This window comes from Curvivirga aplysinae (genome assembly GCF_009711445.1).
Taxonomy (GTDB): domain Bacteria; phylum Pseudomonadota; class Alphaproteobacteria; order UBA8366; family Aestuariispiraceae; genus Curvivirga; species Curvivirga aplysinae.
On the sequence record NZ_SMMC01000206.1, the window covers coordinates 1 to 16,636 of the forward strand.

Annotated in this window: 16 protein-coding genes; 9 read left to right on the forward strand and 7 right to left on the reverse strand. The window is 44.6% G+C overall.

The window, feature by feature from the left end:
- Positions 1-145: 145 nt before the first annotated feature.
- The 3 genes from E1160_RS13945 to E1160_RS13955 all read left to right on the forward strand — a co-directional run bounded on the left by E1160_RS13945 (position 146) and on the right by E1160_RS13955 (position 3,016).
- Positions 146-1,477, forward strand: a complete 1,332-nt coding sequence (locus tag E1160_RS13945) for an ActS/PrrB/RegB family redox-sensitive histidine kinase (RefSeq protein WP_155156217.1) — start codon at positions 146-148, stop codon at positions 1,475-1,477.
- Positions 1,470-2,045, forward strand: coding sequence for an ActR/PrrA/RegA family redox response regulator transcription factor (locus E1160_RS13950; RefSeq protein WP_155156219.1), 576 nt, complete (start codon positions 1,470-1,472; stop codon positions 2,043-2,045). The genes E1160_RS13945 and E1160_RS13950 overlap by 8 nt, the downstream gene beginning before the upstream one ends.
- A 107-nt stretch (positions 2,046-2,152) precedes the next feature.
- A complete protein-coding gene (locus E1160_RS13955) occupies positions 2,153-3,016 on the forward strand; it encodes an isocitrate lyase/PEP mutase family protein (protein WP_155156221.1) in 864 nt (287 codons plus the stop codon).
- A gap of 3 nt (positions 3,017-3,019) precedes the next feature.
- On the opposite strand, the gene E1160_RS13960 is transcribed toward E1160_RS13955, so the two are convergent.
- On the reverse strand, positions 3,020-3,748 hold the full coding sequence (locus tag E1160_RS13960) for a substrate-binding periplasmic protein (RefSeq protein ID WP_218048912.1): 729 nt from the start codon (positions 3,746-3,748) through the stop codon (positions 3,020-3,022).
- Positions 3,749-4,051: 303 nt separating this feature from the next.
- Here E1160_RS13960 and E1160_RS13965 point away from each other — a divergent pair, with 303 nt between their 5' ends.
- The 6 genes from E1160_RS13965 to cobM are packed head-to-tail and all read left to right on the forward strand — an operon-like array spanning position 4,052 to position 10,355.
- Positions 4,052-5,194, forward strand: coding sequence for a sirohydrochlorin chelatase (locus tag E1160_RS13965; RefSeq protein WP_155156225.1), 1,143 nt, complete (start codon positions 4,052-4,054; stop codon positions 5,192-5,194).
- A 4-nt stretch (positions 5,195-5,198) separates the two neighbouring features.
- The gene (locus E1160_RS13970; protein ID WP_155156227.1) at positions 5,199-5,825 is read left to right on the forward strand and encodes a precorrin-8X methylmutase; all 627 of its coding nucleotides are present in this window, start codon (positions 5,199-5,201) and stop codon (positions 5,823-5,825) included.
- Complete coding sequence (gene cbiE / locus E1160_RS13975; RefSeq protein WP_155156229.1) at positions 5,822-7,030, forward strand: precorrin-6y C5,15-methyltransferase (decarboxylating) subunit CbiE; 1,209 nt, start codon at positions 5,822-5,824, stop codon at positions 7,028-7,030. Before E1160_RS13970 ends, cbiE begins: the two co-directional genes overlap by 4 nt.
- A 19-nt stretch (positions 7,031-7,049) precedes the next feature.
- On the forward strand, positions 7,050-7,778 hold the full coding sequence (cobI, locus tag E1160_RS13980; RefSeq protein WP_155156231.1) for a precorrin-2 C(20)-methyltransferase: 729 nt from the start codon (positions 7,050-7,052) through the stop codon (positions 7,776-7,778).
- A 4-nt stretch (positions 7,779-7,782) separates the two neighbouring features.
- Positions 7,783-9,597, forward strand: coding sequence for a precorrin-3B C(17)-methyltransferase (gene cobJ / locus E1160_RS13985; protein ID WP_155156233.1), 1,815 nt, complete (start codon positions 7,783-7,785; stop codon positions 9,595-9,597).
- 5 nt (positions 9,598-9,602) lie between these two features.
- A complete protein-coding gene (gene cobM / locus E1160_RS13990; protein WP_155156235.1) occupies positions 9,603-10,355 on the forward strand; it encodes a precorrin-4 C(11)-methyltransferase in 753 nt (250 codons plus the stop codon).
- 196 nt (positions 10,356-10,551) lie between these two features.
- Here cobM and E1160_RS13995 read toward each other — a convergent pair whose 3' ends face one another.
- The 6 genes from E1160_RS13995 to cobA all read right to left on the reverse strand — a co-directional run bounded on the left by E1160_RS13995 (position 10,552) and on the right by cobA (position 16,547).
- Positions 10,552-11,799: a multidrug effflux MFS transporter gene (locus E1160_RS13995; RefSeq protein WP_155156237.1), complete on the reverse strand. Its 1,248-nt coding sequence runs from the start codon at positions 11,797-11,799 to the stop codon at positions 10,552-10,554.
- A gap of 24 nt (positions 11,800-11,823) precedes the next feature.
- Positions 11,824-13,062: a multidrug effflux MFS transporter gene (locus E1160_RS14000; RefSeq protein WP_155156239.1), complete on the reverse strand. Its 1,239-nt coding sequence runs from the start codon at positions 13,060-13,062 to the stop codon at positions 11,824-11,826.
- A gap of 7 nt (positions 13,063-13,069) precedes the next feature.
- Positions 13,070-13,810 carry a M48 family metallopeptidase gene (locus E1160_RS14005; protein WP_155156241.1) on the reverse strand — a complete coding sequence of 247 codons (741 nt, stop codon included), beginning with the start codon at positions 13,808-13,810 and terminating at the stop codon, positions 13,070-13,072.
- An 81-nt stretch (positions 13,811-13,891) separates the two neighbouring features.
- A complete protein-coding gene (locus E1160_RS14010) occupies positions 13,892-14,389 on the reverse strand; it encodes a YcgN family cysteine cluster protein (protein ID WP_328597162.1) in 498 nt (165 codons plus the stop codon).
- A complete protein-coding gene (locus tag E1160_RS14015) occupies positions 14,386-15,726 on the reverse strand; it encodes a cobyrinate a,c-diamide synthase (protein ID WP_155156243.1) in 1,341 nt (446 codons plus the stop codon). Before E1160_RS14015 ends, E1160_RS14010 begins: the two co-directional genes overlap by 4 nt.
- Positions 15,726-16,547, reverse strand: coding sequence for a uroporphyrinogen-III C-methyltransferase (gene cobA / locus E1160_RS14020; protein ID WP_155156245.1), 822 nt, complete (start codon positions 16,545-16,547; stop codon positions 15,726-15,728). The genes E1160_RS14015 and cobA overlap by 1 nt, the downstream gene beginning before the upstream one ends.
- Between the last annotated feature and the right edge of the window lie 89 nt (positions 16,548-16,636).

The window sequence follows — 16,636 nt, forward strand, 5'->3', positions numbered from 1 at the left end:
TACAAATTTTTATCTATATTTCTTAATAAAGCATATTCTAACGAAAACAACCTTATCTATAAATTTTTGCGCATTGTTCCTTATCTCCAACAATCAACCAAGCTTTTGACTTGCCAAATTGGCTGTAATAATGCTCATTTAGCGCATGCGTAGTCCTTTGGAATGGTTTAGTAATATTGAATCTCCTACCCTAAGACGGGAAGGGGAAATCCGTACGCATAGCTTAATTTTGCTTCGCTGGTTTGCCGTTTTTGGACAGCTGATAGCGATAGGTGTAGTCACCTTTGGCTTAAACTTCCCAATTGAGCTATATCCATGCCTTATCCTGATTAGCATTTTGGCCATATCCAACTTATGGATGGGTATTTCCACTAGCCAAACAAATCGTATGTCAAATTACCATACCGCACGTCTGTTGGCTTTTGATATGATCCAGCTAACCGCATTATTTTATTATACAGGCGGTTTAGAAAATCCATTCTCACTCACTATTTTAGTCCCAGTTACAATCGCTGCCACCTTGCTTTCCCGGGGTGCCACAGTGATGCTGACTGTATTAGCACTTTTCTGCGCGACATTTATGGCCTTTTATCACGAACCCCTTCCTTGGCAAGGAAGTCTACTGGATATTCATACGGGACGAGTTTCTATTCTATATATTGTTGGGCTTTGGGTTGCCTTGGCATTGGCCATTCTCCTAATGGCACTTTATCTTTGGTCCCTCACAGAAGAAGCACGTAAAACCTCTGAAGCCTTACAACAAACTGAATCTGCCTTGGCACGCGAACAAAAAATCTCCGCACTTGGCGGCTTAGCGGCCTCTGCCGCCCATGAACTGGGAACACCGCTTTCCACAATCAGCTTGATTGCCAAGGAATTAATGAATGATTTGCCCGATGATAGTCCCTATTTCGAAGATGTAGAGCTTCTTGTGAGCCAATCACTCAGATGCCGGGATATCTTGGCAAAATTATCCGTGCAACCGGAACATATAGGTGGTGAAAGTTTTGAAGAACTCACACTTTCCCATATGGTTGAGCAAGCCATGCAAGATCATGTGCCACCGCATATTACAAGCAAGTTCATCTTTGATGAAAATTCTATTGGTGCAGAACCTATTGTTTATCCTTCCCCAGAGCTTCTTCAAGGACTTGGAAATTTCTATAGCAATGCAGGACAATTTGCTCAGAATATAATTGAGACCCATTTCAGTTGGGACGAAAATGGCTATCGCCTCATTATTGAAGATGATGGCCCCGGTTTTCCGGCCACTGTTATAGAAAAAATTGGCCAACCTTATATTTCCACCCGAACTGGTGAAGATGGGCATATGGGACTTGGTTTATTTATTGCCATTACTCTGCTAGAACGTGTTCAAGCACATGTTCGTATCCAAAATAAATTACCAAATGGCGCGCGCGTCGAGATCTTGTTTCCCGTCAATAATAAAAACGATGAAGATATAACAAATGTCTGAAGCACAAGATAATCCAACTTCCTCTCTTAGAGAGCGCAGTTTACTGTTAATGGATGATGATAATGTTCTTTTATCGCGTTTGGCACGTGCTATGGAAAAACGTGGTTTTGACGTTTCAACGGCCGCCTCAATCTCTGACTGCCTCACCATTATTCAACAAAATCCGCCTGCCTATGCGGTTATGGATTTGCGTTTGGATGATGGTAGCGGTTTGGAGGCTGTAGAAGCTTTATCTGAAGCACGCCCTGATGCGCGCATCATCATGCTTACAGGATATGGTAATATTGCAACGGCGGTAAGCGCCGTGAAAGCCGGGGCTGTTGATTACCTTTCCAAACCAGCTGATGCAGACCAGATCACAGCCGCTTTACTGGAAGAAGATAACAGTCTACCCTCGCCACCAGAAAATCCGATGACTGCAGATCGTGCTCGCTGGGAGCATATTCAACGCGTTTATGAACAATGCGACCGTAATGTTTCTGAAACCGCGCGACGCTTACAAATGCACCGCCGCAGCTTACAACGTATTTTGGCAAAACACGCACCTAAAGACGCATCAAGCGAATAGAGAAAAGCAAGATATGAAAATAATAAAGATTCAGGATGCTATAAAATATTATTCTATGTTAGTATGCTTTCCTCTTATTGGCGGGGAACAGAAAAGGGCATTAAGAAATGGCTAATACTACACGTGACTCAAAATTAGAAACCTTCCGCTTCTTACATGAAAAGCCTGGCATATTTGTAATGCCAAATCCTTGGGATGCCGGATCAGCCAAGATTCTGGAGACTGTTGGTTTTGAATCTCTTGCTACAACAAGTGCGGGATATGCTTTCTCGCAAGGCTTGCAGGACGGCATTGCAGGTTTAGAGCGTGATGATGTCCTTGAAAATGCTGCAGAAATAGTCAATTCCGTTTCCTTGCCGGTCTCTGCAGATTTGGAAGACGGATTTGGTCCTATCCCACAAGATTGCGAACTCACAATTGACCGGGCTGTTAATATTGGCTTGGTTGGTGGTTCAATTGAAGATGCATCTGGTAATCCTGAACGCCCGATTTTTGAATTTAGTCTTGCCGTAGAACGTGTCGCAGCGGCAGCAGAAATGGCAAGAAAACGTGGTTTCGTTCTGACGGCTCGGGCAGAAAACCATCTACATGGGCGTCCTGATTTAGACAACACAATCAGACGCTTACAGGCCTTTGAGAAAGCAGGAGCCGATGTCCTATTTGCCCCGGGTCTTCCAAGTCTTGAAGCTATCCGTATTGTTTGTAATTCCGTAAATAAGCCTGTGAATGTTGTTATGGGTTTATCTGGCCCAACTTTCACGCTTGATGAGTTACAAAATGCAGGTGTTAAACGCGTAAGCGTTGGGGGCTCTTTTGCCCGTGCTGCTCTTGGCGCATTGTATAATGCTGCAAAAGAAATTAAGACCTTCGGAACATTTGACTATAGCCGAGATGCCATGCCTCACTCAAAGGTGATGCAATTTATGTCAGAAAGCACGCGCCAGATGGAACATAGAAAAGCATCAGATTAACGCTCAAGACGCAGGTTGTGCATTCTTTCCAATAGCATCGGTCCAGATTTGCTGTAAGGTGCCATTATCTAATAGTTTTCCATAAGTTTCATTGAATTGATCAATGAGCATGCGTCCTTTTGGGTGTTGACGTGAAATCATTAAATATTCATAAGCGCGCCGAATAGGTTCTTCCGCTGGCTTAATACGGTCAAACCCTTCGATCCCAAAGGCAGCCTGCGCTGATTCCCAAGCAACAAAATCATTAGCTAGAACAAAATCCACACGCCCCAAACCTAAAACCTTAAAACAAGCTGGCATATCAGTGGCTTCAAATCGCGATAGCTGTCCTTTAGCGATGAGATCAGTCAATTCCGGTTCCGTTAAATAACCCAGCGGTTGGCAATAGGTCATCCCAATAATATCATCAACTGTTTGAATATTTTTAGCCGCTTCACGGAATTCGTAAAAACGGACATTGATTTGATTGATGGGGCGAGAAAAAAGAAAATCAGCTTCACGTTCGGCGTTTTTTGCAAAGGGAAATGTTGCATCATTCTGTAATTCTAATGTGCGTTGATACGTACGCTTCCAAGGATAAAAACCTATCTCCACTTCATAATTCATTTCTTCAAAAACACGCCTCACAATTTGTGACACGACGCCACCACCAGGTAAGCCGGGATCCGTATAAGGTGCGTAATCGGTCCCAGTTGCCAGTTTGATTTTCATACTTTCTGCAGTTGCGGACACAACAAAGCCCATATATAAAAATATACAGGCCCCCATAAAAAATCCGAATTTTTGTGCAATGTTGAAATTCAATATCTCGTTAACTCATCTAATGCTAAACTTTGGTAATCATACTACTATTCAGTTTCTATAGGCAAATAGAAACTCTGTCGCGAACAGAGCAAGGAATGGCGGCTTTAACGCTGGCAAAATAGAAATGAGCATGTTATAGCGCATTCATGCGGACCCTAGGTGGATCGGGGCAAATTCATCCATCACATAATATAATCATAACCATGAGAACCCAGAAAGGACGGGGCAAATATGTCTGATCAGATCGCTGCTTCTTCTAGCGTAGACATTTCAAATATTCAAATTCCGACACATACAGCTGACGGACGCAAAATCGGCATTATGGTATGTGGTCATGGCAGTCGTGATGTAAACGCAGTTACACAATTCAAACAAGTGTCCGAACAACTAAAAGAACGTTGGAGTCACTTGCCTGTTGATTATGGTTTCTTGGAATTCGCAACACCAATCATCCGCACAGGCTTGGATAATTTACGTGAGGCCGGCTGCGAGTTGATTTTGGCAATCCCGGGCATGTTATTCGCTGCGGGACATGCGAAAAACGACATCCCATCTGTCTTAAACACCTATCAGGCACAAAATGAAGGTGTAGAAATTAAATATGGTCGCGAGTTGGGCATCGATCTTAAAATGCTGCAAGCTGCGGGTGCACGTGTTGAAGAAGCCTGGTCTGGTCTCGATGACAATAAAAGCAAGCATGAAAGCATGCTTGTTGTCGTTGGGCGCGGTTCGTCTGATCCAGATGCAAATTCAAATGCAACGAAAGTGATGCGCATGCTATGGGAAGGCATGGGTTTTGGCTGGGCCGAAACATGTTATTCTGGCGTAACATTTCCTCTTGTAGAGCCAGGCTTAGAACATTTTGTTAAGCTCGGCTATAAACGCATCCTTGTTTTTCCTTATTTCTTATTCACTGGCATCCTGATTAACCGTATCTATGACGCCGTTGACACTGTCGCTGCACGCCATCCAGATGTAGAATTCGTAAAAGTTGGATATCTAAACGACCATCCCAAAGTAATGGATACCTTTGCAGAACGTGTTTGGGAAATTCTTGAAGGCACCAATGTAATGAACTGTCAAATGTGTAAATATCGCGCACAAGTTCTAGGTTTTGAAGATGAAGTAGGCATGGCACAGGAAAGTCATCACCACCATGTGGAAGGTATTGGTACTGGTGATGCACTTAGCCACGATCATTCCCATGATCATAGTCATGATCACTCACATGACCACGGACATCATCATCATGGGCATGGGCACTCTCACGGTCATTCTCATGATCATGGCGACCATGATCACCATCACCATCCATATCCACAAGCCGACCATCCTCTGGGTCCTAAGACGCTAGAAAACGGTTATAAAGGCTAAAGTAATGTTTGATTACATTCGTGATCCCATGGCAATCTATGCGGCCAGTTTTAAAGCTATCCGCGAAGAAACTGACCTAACAAATATCCCAACCTCTCTACATGCGATTACCTTACGTGTGGTCCATGCAGCAGGAAACCCGGATGTTGTCGAGAATATCGCATGGGGTGGAGATATTGCCAAAGCAACCGACGCCTTAAAACAAGGTGCGCCCATTCTGTGTGATGCTGAAATGGTATCACATGGTATCATCCGCCGCCGATTGCCTGCAGAAAACGATGTGATCTGTACATTAAATATGGATAGCACTCCCAACCTTGCCAAGCAGATTGGAAATACACGATCTGCGGCGGCCGTGGAACTTTGGGAGCCTTGGCTGGAAGGAGCTGTCGTTGCTATTGGAAACGCGCCAACCACCCTATTCTATCTTTTGGAGAAAATTGCAGCTGGTGGACCGAAACCCGCTGCGATTTTAGGTTTTCCTGTGGGTTTCATTGGCGCGGCAGAATCCAAAGAAGCTTTGATCACCCATGCTGGTGACATTCCCTTCGTCACTTTACGTGGTCGTTTAGGCGGCAGTGCAATGGCTGCAGCAGCCGTAAATGCGCTTTGTGCGGAGAATGAAGAATGAGCCAAAGATGGATCAAAGTTATCGGCATTGGCGAAGATGGCATGAATGGCCTTTCCGCCAGCAGCCGTATTTTGATTGATCAAGCCGATGTGGTCATCGGCGGCGATCGTCATCTGACTATGATAGGCGCGACCAACGCCGACCAAATGACATGGCGCTCCCCTTTAAAAGATACTCTGGCTGATATAGAGAAACTAAAGGGCAAACAAGTGGTTGTGCTTGCGACAGGTGATCCTATGTCTTATGGGATTGGCGTGACTTTAGGTAAGCATTTTGGGTATGACCAACTGGATATTGTTCCAGCTGTTGGCGCATTTGCGCTTGCTTCCGCGAAAATGGGATGGGCTTTAACAGATCCCTTCACTGAATGCTTAACTCTACATGGTAGACCGCTTGAAAATTTATCATTACACCTTCGAAATGGCGTCAAACTAATTGCACTTTCCGCAAATGGAGAAACCCCTGCGCAAGCAGCGGAACTCCTATGTCTCAAAGGGTTTTCGGAAAGCCAGATCACAGTTTTATCCCATATGGGTGGAAGAGATGAAGCCCGTATATCTAATATTGCAAAAGAGTGGAGTGACGAAAAAACAGCTGATCTCAACGTCATTTGCATCGAATGCGTAGCTGATGATCAAGCGGCATCCTTATCGCGTATCGCAGGCTTACCTGACGATGCCTTCTCTCATGATGGCAAAATGACTAAACGCGAAGTACGGGCAGCGACCTTGGCTTTACTTGCACCCAAACCGGGTGAGTTACTTTGGGATGTCGGTGCAGGTTGCGGTTCCATCGCAATTGAGTGGATGCGTGCAGATGGCAAAGCCATTGCCATTGAAGACAACGACAAACGTCTTGGCTTAATGGCAGATAATGCCCTGAGCCTTGGCACACCAACTTTGAAAATCATCCAAGGCCGTGCGCCAGAGAGACTTGATGGTCTTGCAACCCCAGATGCGATCTTCATTGGTGGCGGGTTAACATCTGAAGGTTTGGTTGAAGCCTGTTGGGATGCATTGCCCAAAGGTGGACGTCTGGTAGCCAATGCCGTGACTTTACAAGGGGAAACAAAACTTATGGAAATGTGGGAAAACTGGGGCGGTGAAATGTCGCGTCAATCTGTATCCCGCTTAACCAAAGTAGGCCCACATCATGGCTGGAAACCTTTCATGCAAGTTACACAATATGCTGTAACCAAGTCTTAAAGTTAAGAAGAATAAGAATATGACAGAAGTGATTAAAAATACGGGTACACTTTTCGGCGTGGGCGTTGGTCCAGGTGACCCTGAACTCATCACCCTTAAGGCATTACGCGTGATCCGTGAGGTTGATGTTTTGGCTTGGCCAGCCCTGTTAGAAGGGGACAGCTTGGCACGCACAATTGCTGAACCTCATCTAGATGGACATCATCACGAAATCCCTATTCGTATGCCGATGGAAGTGGCTCGTTTTCCTGCGCAAAATGTTTATGACAAAGCAGCAATTGAAATTGCAGAACAGTTAAACGCAGGTAAAGATGTCGCTGTTTTATGTGAAGGTGATCCTTTTTTCTATGGCTCTTTTATGTATCTGTTTGGTCGCTTGGCGGATGAATTTCCTATCCAAGTCATTCCGGGTGTCTCCTCTTTGATGGCAACCGCAGCAGCGGTCGGCGCGCCACTCGCAAGCCGTAATGATGTAATGACAGTCATTCCCGGACCTGTTGAAGAAGATATTATGAAACGTCGACTGGATCGTGCCGAAGCAGCAGCCATTATGAAAGTTGGGCGCCATCTTCCCAAAATCCGCCGCGTTATCGAAGAATTAGGCCTTACAGACCAAGCCCGCTATATCAGTCATGCGACAATGGACAAGCAAATTGTAGCCCCATTAGCGGAGGTTGAGCTGGAAACAGCCCCATATTTCTCCATGATTTTAATTCATAAACGCGGTGAAGCTTGGAAAGAAGAATAATCTTATGCCTCTGAAACCAACTGCCATCCTGATTTTGACAGATAGCGCCCTGCCTTTGGCAGAAAAGGTGAAATCTGCGCTTGGACAGGCGGAAATTCATGGTTTTAAGAAGAGAATTCAAGAAGGCTGTGATACCTATTTTACAGAAACCATTTCTCATATTCAAAAACTATATAAATCGGGCCAATCCATTATTGGGATATGTGCGTCTGGGATTTTAATTCGTGCTGTGGCGCCAACTTTGAGCGATAAGCGTGAGGAACCTGCACTTCTCTCTTTGTCTGAAGACGGACGATTTATTGTTCCCCTACTTGGCGGTCATCATGGTGCCAACCAAATGGCACGGGATCTAGCGAGCCATCTTAACATTCACGCTGCCGTTACAACTGCGGGTGATTTAAAACTAGGCTTTTCTTTGGATGAACCGCCTATCGGATATAAGCTTGAAAACCCCGAAATGATGAAACCGATCACCGCAGCTCTTTTAGCGGGTGAGAAAGTACAACTTGTGCATGAAGCCGGGGATGAAAGCTGGCCGCCTTCAACTGCCTTTTCCTCATCTGGTGAATATTGCGTTTATGTAACAGATAAATCTGATCGTGCGAGTGATACAAATTTAGTCATTCATCCACCTGTTCTCACTCTTGGTGTTGGCTGTGAGAGAAATGCGCCAGCATCAGGATTAATCTCCCATGTAAAAAAACAGTTGGATGACGAAAATTTATCTGCACAAAGTATTGCTGCTATGGGCAGCATTGATATTAAAGTTGATGAAGCGGCCATGATTGGCTTAGCAAAAGAATTAGATATTCCCTTTCGCGTTTTTGAGGCATCGGCCCTCAACAAATATAAGGATCAACTCCAAAACCCGTCTGAAATCGTGTTCAAAGAAACAGGATGTTATGGCGTTGCGGAAGGTTCGGCCCTTTCCCTTGCAGGGGATGGTGGTGAATTGATCCTTCCCAAACAAAAAGATCCAAAACACACAATGGCAATTGCCAGAAATAACAAAGGAATTAATTTCATGGATAAAGGTCGCGAGGCTGGAAAACTATATGTCGTCGGCATCGGCCCGGGTACAGAAAACTGGCGTACGGCTGAAGCCGTTCATTTATTGCAAGATGCCGAAGAAATCGTTGGTTACCAGCTTTATCTGGATTTATGTGATGACTTGATCGCAGGCAAACCAACTCATAATTCCGAATTGGGTGAAGAAGAAGCCCGTGCCCGCCGTGCATTGGAATTAGCCGCAGAAGGTAAAAAGATTGCATTGGTTTGTTCTGGTGACCCCGGCATCTATGCTCTGGCAACTTTGGTATTTGAATTAATCGATCGCGCAGATGATCGTGCGTGGAATGGTGTCGATGTTACAGTTGCACCCGGTATTTCTGCATTCCAAGCTGCGGCTGCACGCATTGGCGCACCGATCAACCATGATTTCTGCACCATCAGCTTATCCGATCTTCTGACACCACGTGAACATATCTTAAAACGTTTGAATGCGGCAGGTGAAGGCGATTTTGTGATTTCCTTCTATAACCCGCAAAGCCTACGTCGCCGTACATTACTGCCAGAAGCAAAAGAAATTTTGTTAAAGCATCGTCCAGACACAACACCCGTAGTCATTGCACGCAACTTGGGTCGTCCAGATGAAACCGTACGTGTGGTTACACTTTCAGAGTTTAATCCAGAAGAAGTAGATATGTTGACTTTGGTTATGATTGGTAATTCCGAAACCCGCTTTGTAGAACGTGGTGGCAAGGTATTTGTCTATACGCCGCGCGGCTATGCAAAGAAAATGACTGACGAAGAAGGATAAGACAAATGACTGTACATTTCATTGGTGCCGGACCGGGTGCAGAAGACCTGATCACCGTTCGTGGCCTGAAACTTATCCAAAAATGTAAAACCTGCCTTTTTGCGGGGTCACTGGTTCCAGAAGCCATCGTATCTGAAGCACCAGAGGGCGCATTGGTCATGGATACAGCCCCTATGCATCTGGATCAAATCATTGATGAGATCGTAAAAGCCCATGAACGCGGCGAAGATGTTGCCCGTGTCCATTCTGGAGATCCATCTATCTATGGTGCGATTGGTGAACAAATCCGTCGTTTAAAGACATTAGGCATCCCGTATGATATTTGCCCGGGTGTTCCTGCCTTTGCGGCAAGTGCAGCTTTGGTTGAGTCTGAATTGACCCTTGCGGGTGTCAGCCAAACAATCATTCTGACACGGACATCTACACGCTCGTCAGAGATGCCTGAAGGTGAAGATTTGGTAACTTTGGGTAAAAGTGGCGCCACATTGGCGGTCCATCTGTCCATCACCAATTTGGCAAAAGTTGTGCGTGACCTTACACCTTTATATGGCGAGGATTGTCCCGTTGTTGTAGTCTATCGTGCCACATGGCCAGACCAGGAAATCATCCGCGGAAATCTATCTGATATTCGTAAAAAGGTAAAAGAAGCAAAGTTGACACGTACTGCCTTAATTTTGGTCGGCCGTGTTTTTGAAAATGAAGATTTTGATGATAGTCATCTTTATCACATCGATCACACACATGTTTTGAGACCGTAATAAATTTCAAATTCGTGAAAGACATACAAAAAGGGCTGGAATATTTTCCAGCCCTTTTCTTATAAACGTCTTATCCAATAGCCAGTTTTCACAGTTAAACAGGGGGAGGGGTAATTCAAACTAAACTATCTAGATGGACATATAAGATAACAGAATTAAATTTCAAGCCCTGTGATAATGATCACTGATTGTTGATTTACACTGCGTCCTCAATAATCTTACTTGCAGGTTCATCCGGAGTACCAGCATCTTTTAACTCTGCTGACCCGCGAATAACAAAGGCATATGAAGCTATAGTCAAACCGCCCATGACAGCAATCGCAAACGCCATCGGGAAAGCCGTCATATTAAAACTATGACCAACCGCCAGCCCAACAAAAGCAGCACCCGAATATTGCATACAGCCCATTAGGCTACTTGCGGCGCCAGCCATTTTTGGAAACGCCCCAACCGCAGATGCCATAGAATTTGGCAAGACCATACCCATACCAGCCGCATAAAAAACCATCGGCAATAAAATACTATAGACAGTCACATATTCGCTTAAGACCATCATGAGCATCACGCCCCCACCGAATATCTCAAGACAAGCACCAAACAAAATTAAGTTACGCATCCCCAGTGTTTTAACAGTACGCCCACCAAATTGCGTACCAATCATATACCCAACGACCATACCCGCGAATACATAACCATATTGATCGGGCCGCAACCCAATAACTTCGATAAATACGAAAGCGGAACCTGATATCCAGGCAAATAGCCCAGAATAAGTAAACAGACATGCCAACATAAATCCCACAAATGCGCGATGAGATAACATAAACCTAAAGTTTCGCATCATTCGGCGTGGTTTAATGGCATGCGGATCAGGATTCGTATTGGTCTCTTCAAGAAGTCCATAAATTCCCAGTAAACATAACCCTCCGAAGGCTGAAAGCATCACGAAGTTACCTTGCCAGCCAAAATAAACCGTCACAACCCCACCCAAGATCGGACCTGCAGCTGGGGCAATCGCCATAACAGTGCCCATATGTGACATTAACTTTGCCGCATCAACGGGTTGATACACATCGCGTATAACAGCACGAGCAATCACAATGCCCCCACAAGCACCAATTGCTTGTAAAAGCCGTCCAGCAATCAATTCTTCAATACTGCCTGCGAAATAACATAAGATTGACGCTAGGAAATAGATAAAAGTGCTTCCTAGAAGTACCTTACGGCGCCCAAACTGATCACTCATTGCACCCACAAAGAGCTGGCAAACGGCAAAAGCAACCATATAAACACTAAGCGTCAACTGCACTGTTGGCACATCTGTATCAAAACTATTTTGAATATTCGGCAAGGCAGGCAAATACAAATCTGTGCTTAACGGCCCCAATGCTGTCAACATCGTAATCAGAATTGTGACCACGATATGTGTCGGCTTCAACCCCATTCTATAGCTCCATTAGTGTAATAATCAGACAGGCTGTTTAGCCGCAATCTGTCGATCTGTAAATATGACGTAAAATGCACATGCAAGCGAAGCAAAAGCCAAACCCAGCATAACTTGGGACAAAGGTAAGGCTGTTGCATCATATACTTTATTCACCAGAACACTCACAATTCCGGCAACGCCCATTTGAAAGCCCCCCATCATGGCCGATGCACTCCCTGCAATTCTAGGGAAAGGTTGCATGGCTGCTGCCATCGTGGTGGGGGCTACAAATCCATTGCCGATTAGATAAATTGAGGCCGGCAGAACCAGATAGATAATCGACAGTTCAAAACTTAATGCCAACATTAATAAAGCCCCGCCAATAGATATAATCGGCCCACCGATCATAATCGCTTGATGCCCAATCACTTTTACCAAGCGGCCTGACATATAACTACCAAAACCATAAGCTGCCGCCGTAAACATGATAAGCAATCCATATTGATCCGGTGTAAGTTGCAATTCTTCCAACATCAAAAATGGGCTTAATGTGGTATAACTCATCAAGCCGCCAAATAGCAGGCTACTAATCATCACCAGCGCCACAAATCTTAAATTGCTGATCACTTGCCAATAGATTTTTGCCAAGCGAATTGGGTTAATCGCCCCTGATAATTTCTCCGTATTACTTTCCTTTAAATGAAAGAAAGACCAGATAAACATTACACTTCCAACAACGGCCAAGAAGTAAAAGCAAGCCTGCCAGTTGAACCATACGGTTAATTGCCCGCCAATAATGGGGGCAATTGCAGGTGTTAAAGACAAAGCCGTCGCCACAAAAGCAAAAACCCGGATCGCTTGATCTTGATGGTATAAATCCCGAACGACAGCACGCGAAATCACAGCCCCACAACAGGCGCCAATCCCTTGAAAAAGACGGGCAAATTGCAAAGCTTCAATATCTTGCGCCAAAGCACAGATAAAACTGGAAGCTACATAAAAAGCTATACCTGACAAGAGAACAGGACGGCGGCCAAACTGATCACTTAATGGCCCGTAAACAAGCTGACCAAAAGCGAACCCAAATAAAAATAAAGATAAAGTAACCTGCACAGAGACCTTATCCACCTGAAAGTCATCCGCAATGCCCAGCATAGCTGGCACATATAAAGTCACTGACAAAACACCCATAGATGTTAAGGCAGTCAATAGGATACTATACCAAACCGATGGCGTATGATCGGGATCAGCTTTGATATAATCCTGTTTCGAAATATTCATAATTATCTCAGTTGAACGTCACAGCGTGTAATTTTCCGCCATGTTGATGCAGCCAATCCCGGGATTTTCTCCATTCCGGGTCTAATTCTTCAACAATCGCCCAAAAGGCACTTGAATGATTATGTTCACGGATATGCGCAACTTCATGTGCGGCCACATAATCCAAAACATATCTTGGCGCCATAATGAGACGCCAAGAAAAGTTTAAACTTCCATCTGACGCACAACTTCCCCAACGGCTTTTTGTATCGCGAATACTAATACGTCGATGTTGGACACCAAGTTGATCCGTATAATAATCAACTCTTTCCTTAAATCTTTCTTTTGCTTTCTTCTTAAGGAAATCCATGACACGGCGGGGCATATGTTCTTCGGGACCTCCGACCATCAGCAAACTTTCTTCGGTTAATCGACAAGATCTCCCTAGTTTCGGATCATGCGTAATCTTATATTCGATCCCTTCAACATGAAGCAAAACGCCATTTTGAACTTCAATCAATATTTCTTGTTTAGAAATTTGCGCCTCAATCCAATCATGATGCTGATCAACAAATCGCCAAGCCTGACGTTGTGAAACCCCTTTTGGTAAAGTCACCACAATTTCCCGCTTTGCTGTGTCATATTTTAAGATCAAGCGTTTCGCGCGCGCATTTACCTTGAAACGTATTATGACTTCCTGCCCGTTTTTCAGGGCAAGCCGATCTGTTTCCATAGATTTCTTGGATGAAGAGCGTAATAATTCAAGCATTGAGGGAGTGTAGGCTGCTTTGATGAAATTCTGAAGTCTTCTTTTTGGCGAAGTAAAATGCCGCGAAAGAAACAATAAGTCTTAATCTTCGAAATCCGGATCACGATCTTGAAAATTAAATGGCATATTACCTGCTTCTAACCAATGCATCACATGCTCTTCCAAATCTTCGACTTCTTCTTCACCAACCACTTCATCTTGCACGGAAATGCCTGCTTCATGGACTGTATTAGGATCACCGGAAATCAAAGGATGCCAGGTGGGTAAATCGTCCCCATCCGCAATAAGTTTGTAAGCACAAGTTTTCGGTAACCAAGTTAATGTTTCAGCATCTTTGGGGGTCAGTTGCACACAATCTGGCACATGATCCAAACGGTTGGGGTAATGTTTACATTGGCAACTATTCAAATCCAATAACTTACACGCCACATTGGTAACCGCAATCTCACCCGTATCAATATCTTCCATTTTATGAAGACAACATTGGCCACAACCATCACAAAGTGATTCCCATTCTGTCTGGGTCATCTCATAAAGAGACTTGGTTTCCCAAAAAGGAAGTGGTTCTGATTGGCTCACGGTTTCATCCGATCAATCAAGTGAATAAAAGACCCCATTACAGACCCAACACGCAAACCAACGGTGCCCATCGGCGTATTGGTTGCATCCTTGGTTGCAAAGAGAGCCTCTGCACTCATATCAATTTCATCGGTAGATGCATAGTGAAATTCATGTGCCAAATACACATCACCTGCTTTACCCAACGGACAATCATGCTGTAATTCAGCTTTGCGATAACCCAAATGAAGTTTGCGTTTCTGGAAATTGGTAATCACTGGAAGAAGACCTAACATGTCATGGGCAACACCTTCTTTATCAACAATTTGACGACCCAGTGTCATATAGCCACCGCATTCACCAAAGATAAATTTTTCTTGTTCTGCCGCTTTACGGAGGCCGTTCAAAAAATTCTCATTTGCGGCAATTTTGGCTGCATGTAATTCAGGATAGCCACCAGGTAGATAAATGGCATCCGCCTCCTCATCTGGAGCCTCATTCAATAGGGGTGAAAAGAAAGAAATTTCCGCCCCCATTTTACGCCAATGAGTTAACATACCTTCATAGCAAAAGGCATAAGCAAGATCACGTGCAACTGCTATATGCCTACCAATGGGTGGGATATAATCCGTCGCGCCTTTTTCATTACGACTTTGCAATGATGAAGAAATCGATATTAATTTATCGATATCACAATACTCAGATATCCAGTTGGCTGCTATTTGCAGGAAACCTTCCAGATCAGAATGTTCGCCAGCCTGCACCAATCCCAAATGACGTTCCGGCATTTCCAAATCCGGATGGCGTGGTAAATATCCTAGTATCGGTAAATCCGGTAAATATTTATCCATGGCTTGCTGGATCAAATCTTTATGGGATAAACTACCGAGGTTGTTGAACAACACCCCACCAATCTGCACATCATCTCTGAGGTCTATAAATCCTTTAATAGTCGCAATTGCAGAGGCAGATTGGCCCTTTACATCCACGACCAGTAAAACAGGCAGGCCGATTTCGGCTGCAAAATCCGCTGTTGAACCAGTACCGTCTTTTGCACCATCAAATAATCCCATCACCCCTTCGGTGATAATAATTTGCGGATTATTTTCAGCTAATTGATCCAAGATATTCTGACGCGTTTCTGGACGCATCGCCCAAGGGTCAATATTCAAACAGTTATGACCACTCGCTGCCCGGTGAAAAGCAGGATCAATATAGTCCGGACCGATCTTGGCAGACGCCACCTTAATATCACGGTTTCTTATTGCACGTAGCAAAGCAAGAGTAATTAAGGTCTTACCACTACCCGATTTAGGGGCGGCAATAATCAATCCACGACTATTGGAAAATTCAGTCATTATTCCGCAGCTTCAGAAGCAGATAATTCTGCAACCTTGCTCATCCAGTTCAGCTGTTCACGCAAATCAACAACAGGACCCACACATACAATTGCAGGTGGTTTAATTTGCTCCGCTGTTTCAACAGCTGTTTCTAGGGTACAGGTGACGACTTTTTGGTTTTCGGTGGTTGCTGCCATAATAAAGCCAACCGGTTCATCTGCCGGGCGTCCTGCCTCCATTAATTTTTCGACAATTCGTCCGATATGCTTAATCGCCATATAGAAAATCAAGACCGGTGCACCATTGGCTAATGCTTTCCAATCCATATTATCAGGCACTTCACCCGTCATGGAATGACCTGTCACGAAAGTCACCGCAGAATTACAATCACGATGCGTGGCAGGAATGCCAGCATAGGCCATACCGCCGATACCCGCTGTTATTCCGGGAACGATACGAAATGGAATTTCGGCATTAACAAGGGTTAACGCTTCTTCCCCACCACGTCCAAATACAAAAGGATCACCACCCTTTAGACGCAACACACGTTTTCCGTCATTCGCTAGTTCCACCAGACGATCAGAAATATCTTGTTGCTTTGGGCTTGGCTTACCACCACGTTTCCCCGCATAAATACGTTCTGCTTCTGGTTTTGCCATAGACAAAATACGTTCATCAACCAAGGCGTCATAAACAATGACATCCGCTTGGGCCAACGCATTCACACCATGAAGGGTTAACAGCCCCGGATCGCCCGGACCTGCACCAACGAGCCAGACCCAACCGGGCAGAAATTCTGGCAGGTCAGCTGGCGGGGTAATATTCATTGTCAAACTCATGGCGGGCACCATACTCAAATCAGAAAGTTTTGCAACAAATCCTAGCGACTAGAACTAACAACTTTGCGCAAAAAATAGAAAAGTTGGCC

What these genes read in the sequence shown, in the direction of transcription:
- E1160_RS13995 (WP_155156237.1), bottom strand. Translation starts at nt 11,799, where the DNA reads ATGGGGTTGAAGCCGACACATATCGTGGTCACAATTCTGATTACGATG.
- E1160_RS13950 (WP_155156219.1), top strand. Translation starts at nt 1,470, where the DNA reads ATGTCTGAAGCACAAGATAATCCAACTTCCTCTCTTAGAGAGCGCAGT.
- E1160_RS13955 (WP_155156221.1), top strand. Translation starts at nt 2,153, where the DNA reads ATGGCTAATACTACACGTGACTCAAAATTAGAAACCTTCCGCTTCTTA.
- E1160_RS14000 (WP_155156239.1), bottom strand. Translation starts at nt 13,062, where the DNA reads ATGAATATTTCGAAACAGGATTATATCAAAGCTGATCCCGATCATACG.
- E1160_RS14015 (WP_155156243.1), bottom strand. Translation starts at nt 15,726, where the DNA reads ATGACTGAATTTTCCAATAGTCGTGGATTGATTATTGCCGCCCCTAAA.
- cobA (WP_155156245.1), bottom strand. Translation starts at nt 16,547, where the DNA reads ATGAGTTTGACAATGAATATTACCCCGCCAGCTGACCTGCCAGAATTT.
- cobI (WP_155156231.1), top strand. Translation starts at nt 7,050, where the DNA reads ATGACAGAAGTGATTAAAAATACGGGTACACTTTTCGGCGTGGGCGTT.
- cobM (WP_155156235.1), top strand. Translation starts at nt 9,603, where the DNA reads ATGACTGTACATTTCATTGGTGCCGGACCGGGTGCAGAAGACCTGATC.
- cbiE (WP_155156229.1), top strand. Translation starts at nt 5,822, where the DNA reads ATGAGCCAAAGATGGATCAAAGTTATCGGCATTGGCGAAGATGGCATG.
- E1160_RS13945 (WP_155156217.1), top strand. Translation starts at nt 146, where the DNA reads ATGCGTAGTCCTTTGGAATGGTTTAGTAATATTGAATCTCCTACCCTA.
- E1160_RS14005 (WP_155156241.1), bottom strand. Translation starts at nt 13,810, where the DNA reads ATGCTTGAATTATTACGCTCTTCATCCAAGAAATCTATGGAAACAGAT.
- E1160_RS13965 (WP_155156225.1), top strand. Translation starts at nt 4,052, where the DNA reads ATGTCTGATCAGATCGCTGCTTCTTCTAGCGTAGACATTTCAAATATT.
- E1160_RS13970 (WP_155156227.1), top strand. Translation starts at nt 5,199, where the DNA reads ATGTTTGATTACATTCGTGATCCCATGGCAATCTATGCGGCCAGTTTT.
- cobJ (WP_155156233.1), top strand. Translation starts at nt 7,783, where the DNA reads ATGCCTCTGAAACCAACTGCCATCCTGATTTTGACAGATAGCGCCCTG.